Genomic DNA, 13242 nt, shown 5'->3' with positions numbered 1-13242 from the left:
CCTTTGATTGTCAAAAGAGGCGATGTCTATTTTGCCGACCTCTCTCCTGTGGTTGGCTCTGAGCAGGGCGGTGTGAGGCCAGTCCTCATTATTCAAAATGATATTGGCAACCGCTTTAGTCCGACTGTGATTGTCGCAGCGATCACTGCGCAAATTCAAAAAGCAAAATTACCGACTCATGTTGAAATCAATGCAAAGCGTTATGGATTTGATCGTGATTCAGTTATTTTGCTTGAACAGGTACGAACGATTGACAAACAAAGATTAACCGATAAGATCACTCACTTGGATGATGATATGATGAACCGAGTGAATGATGCCTTGTTCATTAGCTTGGGATTGATCGATTTTTAGTGGAGTCGTCGTTAACGTGTTTTGCCGGAAGATTTCTGCTTTCGGCAAAACAGCGGCCCTTCGCTCACGGCTCCGTGCATGACAAAGAGGATGTCCAAAAAGCCTTAGCTTTTTGGACATCCTCTTTGCTATATGTGGTTTTTAGCAGACTGATAAAGGGTAATGAGTAAGGATGCAGTCATTTTTTAAGATAATAAGAATGGATAAAGTATACTCGACTCTTTACTGGGGGCAAGAAGGAGCGAGAATGCCTGTTCAGCTAGTGCATTTAAGAAAAGCCGCCGCGCGGTTTTCTTAAATAATCTTTGCAACTGTAAATTACTCATGAAATAATAATAGAAGAAGATTAAATTGGAGGAAAAAAACGCATGCAACCTTATATCGTCTCTTTTATTTTAAAGAACCGTCAAACCTTGATTGAGCGCTGGGAAGAAGAGCTGGGGGCTGTCCGGGACGAGAATTACCTGGGCTCCGTTTCTGAATCTGTCTTTGAAAATACGAGCCATGATTTTATGCAGTTTATTATAGAAATCATAGAAATGGATCAAGAGCAGGCCAAGGAACGGTTGAGTGCATTTGCAGACCGCTATATTCAGAGCGGCTGGCCGCTTGCCTACTTCACAAAGGGCTTGCAAGCTTTTCGCCGGGTCCTTCTCGTCGCTCTTTCAGAGAATGAGAGCGAGGTAAGCGAGCTTGTTAAAACCTTCAGTGAACTGGAAAATTGGATTGATGGCGTGATTAATCAACTCGTGTACGATTACACGGGATCCTGGGAAGATATTTTTGAAATGCAAAAATTGTCGCTCTTGGAGTTGTCGGCGCCGCTCATCCCGGTTTTTCAGGGGGTAACAGTCATGCCGCTGATCGGTACGATTGATACCCAGCGTGCAAAGCTTATTATGGAAAATTTACTGGATGGCGTCATCAAGCACCGCTCACAAGTCGTGTTAATTGACATTACCGGTGTGCCTGTCGTTGATACGATGGTCGCTCATCATATTATCCAGGCTTCGGAGGCTGTCAGGCTTGTCGGTGCGACGTGCATCCTTGTTGGAATTCGTCCGGAAATTGCCCAGACGATCGTCAATCTGGGAATTGATCTGAGCAAGTTTCCGACAAAGAGCACATTGAAAAAGGGAATTGAATCGGCGTTGGAGATGACGAATAAAAAAATGGTGGATTTGTAGTTTGGAGGGAAAAAAATGAGAATTCCAATTTTGAAATTAAATCAATATTTGTTGATCAGTATTCAAGTTGAATTAGATGATCAGACCGCCTTGGAGTTTCAGGAGGATCTTCTGCAGAAAATTCATGTGGAGGGCTCTTCGGGGGTTGTGATTGACCTGACTTCTGTCGATATGATTGATTCGTTTATTGCCAAGGTACTGGGCGATGTTGTTGATATGTCAAACTTGATGGGGGCGAAAGTTGTTCTGACTGGGATTCAGCCAGCTGTGGCAATCACGCTTATTGATATGGGTATCAAACTTGATTCAGTGCCAACAGCGTTGGATTTAGAGCAGGGATTAGAGAAGCTACAACAGGAATTGGAGGGATAAACATGGAGACCCAATCCTGTGTAGAAGTGAAGAATGAATGGGGAATTGTTGCGGCGAGACAAGCCGGGCGGACGTTATCAAAAGAAATTGGCTTTGGAAGTGTAGACCAGGCCCGGATTACCACAGCAATTTCAGAACTGGCGCGTAATATTTATTTATACGCAAAGCCTGGGGAAATCTGTTTAGAAGTCGTAGAAAAGACAACAAAAACAGGATTGAAAAAAGGGATACAAATTGTCGCGCGTGACCGGGGGCCTGGTATTCCAGACATTAGACAGGTGATGATTGACGGATTTACGACATCTGGAGGAATGGGAGCAGGACTGCCAGGTGTAAAGCGATTAATGGATGAATTTACGATTGACTCAAAGACCGGTGAAGGTACAACCGTCACCGCAACAAAATGGCTCCGATAAAGGAGGGCTTCTGTGAAGCAGACTGTTCAAAATCTCGAACAAGCATATAAACATATATTAGAAACCTTTCTTCATCGCAAAACGGAGCAAGGTTTATATCAAGCTCAACAATTTAGCAAAGTGCTTCTTGAACATCAAATTTCACCAGAAGAATTCGTCAGCATCCATCGGGCCGTGTTGGAGGAGCTGTTTCCAACCGTCCCGGATAAAGTGATTGATTCATTTGATTTATTGCTTGAAGTGATGATGGGCTACGGCTTGGCTTACCGAGAGCATCAAAGTTTGCGAAACAGACAGCGGGAACTGGAATCCGAGATTGATGTAGCTGCCAATATGCAGCAGACATTACTGCCGGCCGCTATCCCGGACATTGATTCGCTTGACATTGGCGTCATCAGTGTGCCGGCAAATAAGATGAGCGGAGATTATTATAACTATATCCTTGATGATCATGGCTGCCTCGGAGTGGCGATTGCCGACATTATCGGCAAAGGTGTGCCGGCAGCTTTATGTATGTCGATGATTAAATATGCGATGGACAGCCTTCCTGAGCAGCGTTTGCAGCCAGGGGCATTATTAGAGAATTTAAACCGTGTCGTTGAGCAGAATGTTGACGATAGCATGTTTATTACGATGATGTACGGGTCCTATGATCCGCGTACCCATGAATTCCGCTATTCGGGAGCGGGACACGAGCCGGGCTTTTTCTATCACGCTGATCGCGACGAATTTGAGGAGCTTCGTGCGAAAGGTCTTGTGCTCGGTGTATCACGGAAAACAAAATTTACTGAATATCACGTACAAGTCCAAAAAGGGGACTTTATTATTTTTCTGTCCGATGGCGTAACCGAATGCCGGGTTGGGGATAATTTTATTGAACGCAGTGAAATTATTTCCTTAATTCGCAAGTATATGCACTTATCGGCCCAGCAGCTTGTTGAAAATGTGTATCAGGAGCTGGTTAAGCTGCAAGGCTTCATTCTGAGAGATGATTTTACGCTGATGATCATGCGAAGAGACGTTTAGTTTACGGCTTATTGTGGTATTGTTCATTATATTAAGGTCGCAAGAAGGGAGATCGATGATGAATTTATCTATACGTCATGAAGATAAAGAGGGGCTCAGTATTTTGTTTTTAGAGGGAGAAATAGATGCCTATACAGCGCCAAAACTACGTGAGGCGCTTATCCCGCTGGCAGAACAGCCGGGACAGCATATTACAGTCGACTTATCTGACGTCGGTTATATCGACAGTACGGGGCTTGGCATTTTTATCGGCGCGTTGAAAGCGACTCATAACCATAACGGAACATTGAAACTAACAGGCATGTCAGAGCGTGTGCAGCGCCTTTTTACAATAACGGGTTTAGATGAAGTCATTGCTATTGAAAAGGTTGAAGAGGAGGAAATGAAATGAAGCAGCACGAAGCCGATCACATCCAGATGAGCATTCCTGCTAAACCTGAGTATGTAGGTGTTGTTCGTTTGACTGTTTCTGGAGTGGCGAATCGTCTCGGGTTTTCCTATGACGATATTGAAGATATGAAGATCGCTGTCGCCGAGGCATGTACGAACGTTGTCGACCATGCTTATCAAGAGGGCGGGACGATGAATGTCTCTTTTTATCTCTATCCTGACAGAATGGAGATTGTTGTAGCTGATCGTGGGCAAAGCTTTGATGTAGACAACTTGCGTGATCGTTTAGGACCGGTAGACTCGACAAAGCCTGTCGGGGATTTAAAAGAGGGGGGGCTCGGTTTGTTTCTCATTAATACTCTCATGGATAAAGTGGAGATTAATGATGAGTCAGGTGTGGTCCTAATGATGACGAAGTTCCTACAAGGAGATGAGGTGGAACATAATGTCAGCGGAGTCTCTTCAGCACAGCCAGAACAATGAACAAATCTATGAATGGATTAAGCGTTACCAGGATACGAAGGACGAAGATGCCCAATATTATTTAGTAAAGCACTATGAAGCATTAGTACGCTCGCTGGCCCGTAAGTTTTCCAAAGGAAGAGAGTACGATGAGGATATGTTCCAAGTCGGGATGGTCGGGTTGCTGGCTGCTCTGGAAAGGTATGATGAAACCTTTGGCCGCAGCTTTGAGTCTTTTGCTGTTCCGACGATTGTCGGGGAGATTAAACGATTTATTCGCGATAAGACATGGAGCGTGCATGTCCCGCGGAGGATAAAAGAACTAGGACCGAAAATAAAGAAAGCGGTCGAAGCATTGACGGTCGAGTATCAGCGTTCCCCTTTAGTGCATGAAATTGCGACTTATTTAGATGTTTCCGAGGAAGATGTCCTCGAAACGATGGAAATGAGCAAGAGTTATCAAGCGCTATCTGTTGATCGATCTTTAGAAGCGGATCAGGAGGGCGGGGAAGTAACATTGCTCGACCTCGTTGGAAAAGAAGAATCCGGATATGAAATGACCGATCGTAAAATTCTATTGGAAAAAGCTTTTCAGATTTTAAATGAAAGAGAAAAGCAGATTCTCTATTTGACGTATTTCGACAATCTTAGTCAAAAGGAAACGGGAGAAAAGCTTGGAATCTCGCAAATGCACGTCTCCCGCCTGCAGCGAAGAGCGCTGGAAAAGCTGAGAGAGTCGATTCGAATGGAACCGACGGAGATATTATAATGATTAGCTATTACGATGATGGGAAAATTGAAGTCGCTATTTTAGAGCAAGCCAAGCCGGGGAAGACCTGCTGCGGAGATGCGCATACTGTGATTCATACGGAGGATTACACAGTGTGTGCTGTCGCCGACGGACTTGGCAGCGGGGAAGGGGCCCTGCAGTCGGCAAAAGCGGCAATTGAGACGATTGAGATGAATCATCATGCTACTGTCGAAGAAATGATGGAAGCCTGTAACGAGTCGCTCCTTTTTATGAGAGGAGCGGTTATGACGATTATAAAAGTGGATTACGTCCAGTCTGAAATTTGCTATAGCAATGTCGGGAATATAGGGTTTATCTTTCATTTTCCAGATGGAAAAACCATTCAGCCGATCCCGTCACGAGGGTATTTGTCAGGCAAGAAGCAAACGATAAAAAGTCAGTGCTTCAAGTATCAAAAAGGAAGTGCTTTCCTCTTGTTTTCGGACGGAATTCAAAATCCCCCGCCGAAACATCTTCTGTTGAAAATGGCTTCTCCAAAAAAGGTGGCAAATGAGCTGTTTCCGGCCGACGGATACGCGATTGACGATGTTACATTGCTTGTTGGGAAATTATAAGGTGAGTTTGTCTCAAAGGGACGCTGGCATCTTCCTTTTGAGACAAACTCTTTTTTTGTTTAGTAGTCAGGGTTCGACTCTTCGACCTCACTCCCGGATGGGGGCACGCTGGTGGATTTCAACCTGCCCTTCCCCCCCTGCAGGAGTGGCCCTCCCATCCCTCCTCCACAAGCTTGTAACGGCACCACCCGTCGCTTCTAAGAAAGCCGCTGCGCGGCTTTCTTATTGTGTGCTATGATAGATTTATTCCGTTTAAAAGAGGTGTGGGAAGATGGATAGCCAATTGGAGAGCAAGACTGTAAAAATGATTGCTGACGAGCTTACGATAAAGGAAACATACATAAAGCAGCTTATTCAACTGGTGGCGGAAGGGAATACGGTTCCTTTTATTGCCCGTTACCGGAAAGAGATGACTGGTGGACTGGATGAAGTGCAAATCCGCGCCATTATGGAGAAGTGGGAGTACGCAAACCAGCTGTATACGAGACAGCAGGAGGTGCTTCGGTTAATTGATGAGCAAGGAAAGTTAACGCCTGAGCTGCGCCAGGCGATTGAGCAGGCGCAAAAGCTGCAGGAAATTGAGGACTTATACCGGCCGTACAAACAAAAAAGAAGAACAAGAGCAACGATTGCCAAAGAAAAAGGGTTGGAGCCTTTTGCTGAGTGGCTGATTACATTCCCGCTCGAAAGCAGGGTTGAAAAAGAAGCTGAGGCATATCTTTCGGAAGAATACGAGCTGCCGGATGTGGAGTCGGTTATTCAAGGAGCGAAGGATATTATCGCTGAATGGGTTTCCGATGATGCCGACATTCGCAAAATGATTCGTTTAACTGGTGTCAAGGAAGGAAAAGTGAAAACGGCCGTTAAGGAAAAGGAACAGGATGAAAAAGGCGTTTTTGAAATGTACTATGAATACGAAGAAGCGATCAAAGCAATTGTCCCCCACCGGGTTTTGGCGATGAATCGTGGAGAAAAGGAAGGGGTTTTGCGTGTCAGCCTCAGCTTTCCAGTCGATCGTATTCTTAGTGAAATCGAAAGAAGGTACATATCAGTGCCCCATTCCCCTGCTGCGTCCATCGTGAAGGAGGCGATCGAGGAAGGCTATAAGCGTCTGATTGAACCTTCGATTGAACGGGAGATTCGCAATGAACTGACTGAGAAAGCAGAAGAGCAGGCGATTCATATTTTTTCGGAGAATTTACGCCATTTATTGCTCCAGCCGCCGATGAAGGACAAGGTCGTCCTCGGCGTTGACCCGGCGTACCGAACTGGATGCAAGCTGGCAGTCGTTGATGAAACCGGAAAAGTATTGGATATTGCAGTAGTCTATCCGACGCCTCCCCGCAATGAGAAGGAAAAAGCAGCGACGACGATAAAAGGGTTAATCAAGAAACACGGCGTCGAAATGATTGCAATCGGCAATGGGACAGCCTCAAGAGAGACAGAACAATTTATCGCTGATCTAATGAAGGAACTGGACAGCTCGATTTATTATCTTATTGTTAATGAAGCGGGAGCCAGTGTGTATTCAGCCTCGGAATTAGGACGGGAGGAATTTCCGGATCTTCAGGTGGAGGAAAGAAGCGCTGCTTCGATTGCGAGACGGCTGCAGGACCCATTAGCGGAACTGGTGAAGATTGATCCGAAGTCTGTCGGAGTCGGTCAATATCAGCATGATGTGTCCCAAAAGCGTTTAAATGAGTCGTTGACCTTTGTCGTCGAAACGGTCGTTAACCAGGTCGGTGTTAATGTGAATACGGCTTCTGTCGCTTTATTGCAGTATGTAGCAGGGCTCTCGAAAACGGTCGCGACAAATATCGTAAAGCGCCGGGAAGAAGAGGGAAGGTTGACGAGCCGTGCCCAACTAAAGAAAGTTCCGCGCCTTGGGGCGAAAACGTATGAACAGGCGATTGGTTTCCTCCGGATATTGGATGGAAGTCAGCCGCTTGATGCGACAGCGATCCACCCGGAAAGCTATCAGGATACAAAACGGCTGCTGGAGGAGATCGGCTCTTCGGTCAAGGAACTCGGCACGGACCAGTTGAAAGAAAAGCTGCAAAAGGTCAACATCAGGGAGATGGCAGAGAAGCTGGAGATTGGCGTTCCAACATTAAAGGATATCATTGATTCCCTGATCCGTCCTTCGCGCGACCCACGTGATGAAGCAGCCAAGCCGCTGTTAAAGCAAGGAGTGCTTCAGCTTGAGGATCTGCAAGTTGGCATGGAACTGCAAGGGACGGTTCGTAATGTTGTTGATTTTGGCGCTTTTGTTGATATCGGCGTCAAACAGGATGGCCTCGTGCATATTTCAAAGCTGACGAATCGTTTTGTGAAGCATCCGCTTGAGGTCGTCGCTGTTGGAGAAATTGTCACGGTCTGGGTGGAACAGGTCGATGTACAAAAGGGGAGAATAGCCCTGACAATGAAGCAGTCATCGTAGTCTCTAGTAAAGGAAGCCGTTCGGGTTGGCTCAAAAGACAGGCGCAAAGCAAGCAGAGCAGGCCTCTAATTCCTGCCTGCTTCCTCACCGGAAGATGACCTGGCAGGGATTTTTCGCGTGAAAGGGTGATTTTTGAGTCATCTCCCGGCTTTATTTTTATTGTTGGTGTTTGTGTTTGTGTGGGTGTACTTTTGCTTGTAATAAAACCAGCATTGATTCAAAATTTTGATTTGGTAGCTGTCTTTTTGGAGGTATGCACGTTTCAATTGTTGTCTTAGCCAAGTAGGCATAAGCGTCCATCTCCTTATAACATGCCTTATTTTCGTTAGTATATGAAGCAAGGTTTGTCAAAGTTGAAGAAACGGTGAAAATTATGGATAAAAATTTTTTGCATTTAGAGAATGAACAGCTTCAAGCATTAGTGGAGGAACTATCATTGGAGTACTTCGGCCTTCCTTTTGTGCACCGGGCCTTCTTTAATAACAGGCTCCGAACGACAGGGGGGCGATATATGCTGAAAAGTCATAATATCGAGATTAACCCGAAGCAGCTGAAACATTTTGGATTGGCTGAAGTGATTGGGATCATCAAGCATGAACTGTGCCATTATCATCTCCATTTGCAAGGGAAGGGCTATCAGCATCGCGATCCTGAATTTAAACAGTTATTGGAGAAGGTTGGAGCACCTCGCTATTGTCAGGTGATCCCCGGTACTCTTAACAAGAAGCAAACGACTCATATTTATCAATGCACGAAATGTGAGCTTGTTTTTGAACGGAAACGACGGATAAATTTACAAAAATATGTGTGTGGGAGATGTCGCAGCAAGCTGAAAAAAATATAAAAAAACCTATTGCCTATTTTGATACGCCTATGCTATATTATAGAAGTCGCTGAACGGAGAGAAGAAATAGTTGACTTGTTTCTACTGATTTTATATAATACATAAAGTCGATATTTGGACTTTCTAGGTGATAAGGGAAACCTCGTTTGGAGAGGCTACGAGTTGTCTCGACGCAGCTAGCATCGGAGCGAGACTGTCAAGAGGAAGAGACAGGAACCACAAGCGCATGAATGAACAACTTCAATGATATATTCCACAGTAGCTCAGTGGTAGAGCAATCGGCTGTTAACCGATCGGTCGTAGGTTCGAGTCCTACCTGTGGAGCCACGGAGAAGTACCCAAGTGGCTGAAGGGGCGCCCCTGCTAAGGGTGTAGGTCGCGCGAGCGGCGCGAGGGTTCAAATCCCTCCTTCTCCGCCACTTTTAAAAAATCTGGCCCGTTGGTCAAGCGGTTAAGACACCGCCCTTTCACGGCGGTAACACGGGTTCGAATCCCGTACGGGTCATTTGCATTTTTTAGATCGGCTAAGAAATAAGCAAAACGTTTAGAGAGACAAGCCTTGAAAAGTAGATGGAGGATTAGCTCAGCTGGGAGAGCACCTGCCTTACAAGCAGGGGGTCGGCGGTTCGATCCCGTCATCCTCCACCATATTTGGTCCGGTAGTTCAGTTGGTTAGAATGCCTGCCTGTCACGCAGGAGGTCGCGGGTTCGAGTCCCGTCCGGACCGCCAACACTTTTGCGGGTGTGGCGGAATTGGCAGACGCGCTAGACTTAGGATCTAGTGTCCTTGTGACGTGGGGGTTCAAGTCCCTTCACCCGCACTTGTTTTTAGTTTTTTGAATTGAATAAGCGGTTGTGGCGGAATGGCAGACGCGCTAGGTTGAGGGCCTAGTGGGAGTTAAATCCCGTGGAGGTTCAAGTCCTCTCAACCGCATCATCTTTTTAAGAATTTATACCAACGCTTTCTGAGCGTTGGTATTTTTTGTCGTCTGCATAGAGTATGGCAGATGACTTAGGATTGGGATGCCTGTAATTGGCTCAAATATAGGCGGAATGTAAAGAAGATGTGTGAAATGACCATCTCTCATTGATTCGGTTCAGTGTTAAATTTTATAATGGGGAAGTGGGTTGCGGAAGATGATCCGCAAAGTTGACGGATCCCTTTTTAATATAGCAGGGAAGAAAGGGTGAATGGGGCGATCTGACGTGTTTGCTTAATGTCTCTTCGACAAACAGAAACCGCGGTTTCTGACTTTTGGTGCGAGTGTATTATGCTGCTTGATGAAAGGAAAGGCCATCATCGTGGGCGAATGTCAAAGTGAAGGGTGATGAAGGATGACGACTAACCAAGCAAGAAACCTGGCAGAAGAATGGGCGGTAGAAGCAAAAGGACTTGTCAAAATATTCGGTAATTTTAAGGCGGTGGACGGAGTTGATTTAAAGATTCGAAAAGGATCAGTATACGGGTTTTTAGGACCGAATGGCGCTGGTAAAACGACAACAATCCGGATGCTGGCTACGTTGCTGACCCCAGATGGAGGAAGCGCGCGGATTTTTGGCCATGATCTTGCGACGGAGACCGCAGCCATTCGCAGCCGAATCAGTTTGACCGGCCAATATGCTTCTATTGATGAAGATTTAACGGGCATGGAGAATTTGGTCTTGATTTCGCGGCTAATGGGTTATCCACGTCGTGAAGCGAAAGCGCGGGCGCGTGAATTGCTTTCGGCTTTCAATTTAACGGAGGCTGCCAGACGCCAGGTGAAAAACTACTCTGGCGGAATGAGACGAAGGATTGATATTGCTGCCAGTATTGTTGTCACTCCGGACTTGTTGTTTCTCGATGAACCGACGACCGGGCTTGACCCTCGCAGCCGCAACCAAGTGTGGGATATCGTCCGGGCGCTGACGCAGGTTGGAACGACCGTGCTATTGACTACGCAGTATTTGGAAGAGGCCGATCAACTTGCCGATCGGATTGCAGTCATCAACAAAGGAAAAATCATTGCTGAAGGAACGAGTGGAGAATTAAAAGCGTCTGTCGGTTCCGGAACATTGCATGTCCGGTTGCTTGATTCATCAGAGCGGGATCGCGCTGCTGCGATTTTAGAAAAACGTCTCGGCACGACGCTTCACGAGACAGCGGACGCGTCGGCATTGCTTGCACAGCTTGATGAACCTTCTCTTGCCGCGGAAGCACTGAATGATTTGATTCGCGAAAATATTGGAGTAAGTGATTTTTCATTAGGACAGCCAAGCCTTGATGAGGTTTTTCTAACCTTAACTGGAGAATCAGTCCTTCAGGCTGAGCGCTCAAATGAGGAGGGGTCAAATTGAACAAACCGACTACTGCTCCTTTGCAGGATCGTGTCGACAGCGTAAAGCTGCATAAGGCAATCGCATCAGGTAAGCGACCAAGTCCGCCAAACCCGGCTGCTTCAACAATGGCGTTTGCAACCAGAGCATTGTTGCGGATCAAGCATATTCCAGAACAGCTATTTGACGTTACCGCTTTTCCGATCATTTTTTTACTAATGTTTACGTATTTATTTGGAGGTGCGATTGCCGGATCGACTAGTGATTACCTGCAGTTTTTGCTTCCGGGTATCCTCGCCATGACGGTTTGTCAAATTACAATGTACACAGGTGTTGACCTTAATAATGATATTCGCAAAGGAATATTTGACCGTTTTCGGACGTTGCCAATCTGGCTCCCGTCTGCATTGGCAGGGTCGTTGCTCGTTGATTCCGTCCGCTATATTATGGCATCATCAATCATGATTGTTCTCGGGCTGATTCTGGGATTTCGGCCTGAAGGGGGGATCGTTGGCGTGTTGGGAGCGATCGCCCTCATCATTGTTTTCTGCTTCAGCCTTTCTTGGATCTGGACGACTCTCGGGATCGTGATGCGCTCGGAAAAATCGTTGATGATGGCGAGCATGATGGTCCTCTTTCCTTTAACGTTTGTCAGCAATGTATTCGTGGAGCCGGAGACGTTACCAGGCTGGCTGCAGGGCTTTGTTTCTATCAATCCGATTTCACTGTTGGTCGATGCTGTTCGTGGTTCGATGCATGGGACGGCTACGCTGCAGGATATTAGCTGGGTGCTGCTAGCTTCGGCTGTGCTGATTATTTTATTTGCGCCACTGACGATGTATCTTTATAGGAATAAGAAATAGCTGACAAGAAGTGTATGAATGGCAGCTGTCTTTCATACACTTTCTTGCTTTTTAATAAGCGCCAGGCAAGTCTTTTGAGCGGCGCAACAAAATCGATTTTAATTTAAATAAAAAAAAGCTTGCATCTCGAGCGGGAAGCGTGCTATATTAATTCTTGTCGAAAGAATAATGTGCTGGATAGCAACTGGAAAATCGAAACGGGAAGTGGCTCAGCTTGGTAGAGCACCTGGTTTGGGACCAGGGGGTCGCAGGTTCAAATCCTGTCTTCCCGACCATCTCTGAATTAGTGTGAATGTGGGTGTAGTTTAGTGGTAAAGCCTCAGCCACGAGCCATACATCCAAGAAAAAGCATCGAGTTGCCTCGACGCATTGAACTTCATTGAATCACGAGCAGAGGAAGAGGCATAAAGTAACGTGTTCAGCAAAGTATAGTATATGAATTGTCATGCGGGTGTAGTTTAGTGGTAAAACCTCAGCCACGAGCCATACATCCAAGAAAAAGCATCGAGTTGCCTCGACGCATTGAACTTCATTGAATCACGAGTAGAGGAAGAGGCATAAAGTAGCGTGTTCAGAAAAGTGTAGTATTATGAATTGTCATGCGGGTGTAGTTTAGTGGTAAAACCTCAGCCTTCCAAGCTGATGTCGTGAGTTCGATTCTCATCACCCGCTCCAATATGAAATAAAAGCAAGGTGCTTTTTTTATGCCTTTTTTAGGGCCTGTAGCTCAGCTGGTTAGAGCGCACGCCTGATAAGCGTGAGGTCGGTGGTTCGAGTCCACTCAGGCCCACCAGAAAATAACTTGAAAAAGTTCTTGATTTTTTGGTGGGAGGCTTGTATTATTATAAAGTCGCCATAAACGACAACGAGTTCTTTGAAAACTGAACAAAAGCCAAGCGAAAAAGGTGACGAATGTCACCGTAAAAAAGTCAGCGGAGCCTGCACAGGATGCAGCGTGAAGCGACTGTCAAATTATTAACGTAAGAGCTTAATCAGCTCACCATTTTTATGGAGAGTTTGATCCTGGCTCAGGACGAACGCTGGCGGCGTGCCTAATACATGCAAGTCGAGCGGATGAACCTGATTGATTCCTTCGGGATGACGTCAGGGGATTCAGCGGCGGACGGGTGAGTAACACGTGGGCAACCTGCCCCTCAGACTGGGATAACATCGAGAAATCGGTGCTAATACCGGATAATTTTCGGGA

The 13242-nt window shown here is 46.1% G+C and carries 14 protein-coding genes, 10 tRNA genes and 1 rRNA gene; 24 read left to right on the top strand and 1 reads right to left on the bottom strand.

Features of this window, described 5'->3' with window-relative positions:
* Positions 1–3 precede the first annotated feature (3 nt).
* The 10 genes from M3202_RS11355 to M3202_RS11310 all read left to right on the top strand — a co-directional run bounded on the left by M3202_RS11355 (position 4) and on the right by M3202_RS11310 (position 8012).
* Positions 4–354 carry a type II toxin-antitoxin system PemK/MazF family toxin gene (locus M3202_RS11355; RefSeq protein ID WP_251194402.1) on the top strand — a complete coding sequence of 117 codons (351 nt, stop codon included), beginning with the start codon at positions 4–6 and terminating at the stop codon, positions 352–354.
* Between the two features lie 368 nt (positions 355–722).
* Positions 723–1541 (top strand): RsbT co-antagonist protein RsbRA, encoded by an 819-nt coding sequence (locus M3202_RS11350; RefSeq protein ID WP_251223447.1) that lies wholly within the window; start codon positions 723–725, stop codon positions 1539–1541.
* A gap of 15 nt (positions 1542–1556) precedes the next feature.
* Entirely contained in the window at positions 1557–1913 is a 357-nt protein-coding gene (locus M3202_RS11345) for an STAS domain-containing protein (RefSeq protein ID WP_251194400.1), read from the top strand.
* A gap of 2 nt (positions 1914–1915) precedes the next feature.
* Positions 1916–2329, top strand: coding sequence for an anti-sigma regulatory factor (locus tag M3202_RS11340; protein WP_251223446.1), 414 nt, complete (start codon positions 1916–1918; stop codon positions 2327–2329).
* A 12-nt stretch (positions 2330–2341) separates the two neighbouring features.
* Positions 2342–3355 carry a PP2C family protein-serine/threonine phosphatase gene (locus M3202_RS11335; RefSeq protein ID WP_251223445.1) on the top strand — a complete coding sequence of 338 codons (1014 nt, stop codon included), beginning with the start codon at positions 2342–2344 and terminating at the stop codon, positions 3353–3355.
* A gap of 58 nt (positions 3356–3413) precedes the next feature.
* Positions 3414–3746, top strand: a complete 333-nt coding sequence (locus M3202_RS11330) for an STAS domain-containing protein (RefSeq protein ID WP_251223444.1) — start codon at positions 3414–3416, stop codon at positions 3744–3746.
* Positions 3743–4228: an anti-sigma B factor RsbW gene (rsbW, locus tag M3202_RS11325; protein ID WP_251223443.1), complete on the top strand. Its 486-nt coding sequence runs from the start codon at positions 3743–3745 to the stop codon at positions 4226–4228. The genes M3202_RS11330 and rsbW overlap by 4 nt, the downstream gene beginning before the upstream one ends.
* On the top strand, positions 4191–4976 hold the full coding sequence (gene sigB / locus M3202_RS11320; protein WP_251223442.1) for an RNA polymerase sigma factor SigB: 786 nt from the start codon (positions 4191–4193) through the stop codon (positions 4974–4976). The genes rsbW and sigB overlap by 38 nt, the downstream gene beginning before the upstream one ends.
* Positions 4976–5572 carry a SpoIIE family protein phosphatase gene (locus M3202_RS11315; RefSeq protein WP_251223441.1) on the top strand — a complete coding sequence of 199 codons (597 nt, stop codon included), beginning with the start codon at positions 4976–4978 and terminating at the stop codon, positions 5570–5572. The genes sigB and M3202_RS11315 overlap by 1 nt, the downstream gene beginning before the upstream one ends.
* Positions 5573–5843: 271 nt before the next feature.
* Entirely contained in the window at positions 5844–8012 is a 2169-nt protein-coding gene (locus M3202_RS11310) for a Tex family protein (RefSeq protein ID WP_251223440.1), read from the top strand.
* 137 nt (positions 8013–8149) lie between these two features.
* Here the strand turns inward: M3202_RS11310 and cmpA are convergent, their stop codons facing one another.
* Entirely contained in the window at positions 8150–8302 is a 153-nt protein-coding gene (cmpA, locus tag M3202_RS11305) for a cortex morphogenetic protein CmpA (protein WP_251223439.1), read from the bottom strand.
* Positions 8303–8385: 83 nt separating this feature from the next.
* Here cmpA and M3202_RS11300 point away from each other — a divergent pair, with 83 nt between their 5' ends.
* The 14 genes from M3202_RS11300 to M3202_RS11235 all read left to right on the top strand — a co-directional run.
* On the top strand, positions 8386–8856 hold the full coding sequence (locus tag M3202_RS11300) for a SprT family protein (RefSeq protein WP_251223438.1): 471 nt from the start codon (positions 8386–8388) through the stop codon (positions 8854–8856).
* Positions 8857–9108: 252 nt separating this feature from the next.
* Positions 9109–9183: transfer RNA gene (locus M3202_RS11295), tRNA-Asn, on the top strand.
* A 1-nt stretch (position 9184) separates the two neighbouring features.
* Positions 9185–9275 (top strand) — tRNA-Ser (locus M3202_RS11290).
* A gap of 14 nt (positions 9276–9289) precedes the next feature.
* Positions 9290–9361 (top strand) — tRNA-Glu (locus tag M3202_RS11285).
* A gap of 67 nt (positions 9362–9428) precedes the next feature.
* A tRNA-Val gene (locus tag M3202_RS11280) sits at positions 9429–9504 on the top strand.
* A 5-nt stretch (positions 9505–9509) separates the two neighbouring features.
* A tRNA-Asp gene (locus M3202_RS11275) sits at positions 9510–9586 on the top strand.
* Between the two features lie 8 nt (positions 9587–9594).
* A tRNA-Leu gene (locus tag M3202_RS11270) sits at positions 9595–9677 on the top strand.
* 28 nt (positions 9678–9705) lie between these two features.
* A tRNA-Leu gene (locus M3202_RS11265) sits at positions 9706–9790 on the top strand.
* Positions 9791–10191: 401 nt separating this feature from the next.
* Positions 10192–11193 (top strand): ATP-binding cassette domain-containing protein, encoded by a 1002-nt coding sequence (locus M3202_RS11260; protein ID WP_251223437.1) that lies wholly within the window; start codon positions 10192–10194, stop codon positions 11191–11193.
* Positions 11190–12035, top strand: coding sequence for an ABC transporter permease (locus M3202_RS11255; RefSeq protein WP_251223436.1), 846 nt, complete (start codon positions 11190–11192; stop codon positions 12033–12035). The genes M3202_RS11260 and M3202_RS11255 overlap by 4 nt, the downstream gene beginning before the upstream one ends.
* 198 nt (positions 12036–12233) lie before the next feature.
* Positions 12234–12310: transfer RNA gene (locus M3202_RS11250), tRNA-Pro, on the top strand.
* A 326-nt stretch (positions 12311–12636) separates the two neighbouring features.
* Positions 12637–12710 (top strand) — tRNA-Gly (locus M3202_RS11245).
* 41 nt (positions 12711–12751) lie between these two features.
* Positions 12752–12828, top strand: a tRNA-Ile gene (locus M3202_RS11240).
* Positions 12829–13040: 212 nt separating this feature from the next.
* A 16S ribosomal RNA gene (locus M3202_RS11235) occupies positions 13041–13242 on the top strand; the annotation flags it as partial.

Origin of the sequence: Halalkalibacter oceani, assembly GCF_023715605.1 — a bacterium.
GTDB classification, from domain to species: domain Bacteria; phylum Bacillota; class Bacilli; order Bacillales; family Bacillaceae_D; genus Halalkalibacter; species Halalkalibacter oceani.
This window is presented reverse-complemented; position numbering and strand designations above follow the sequence as displayed.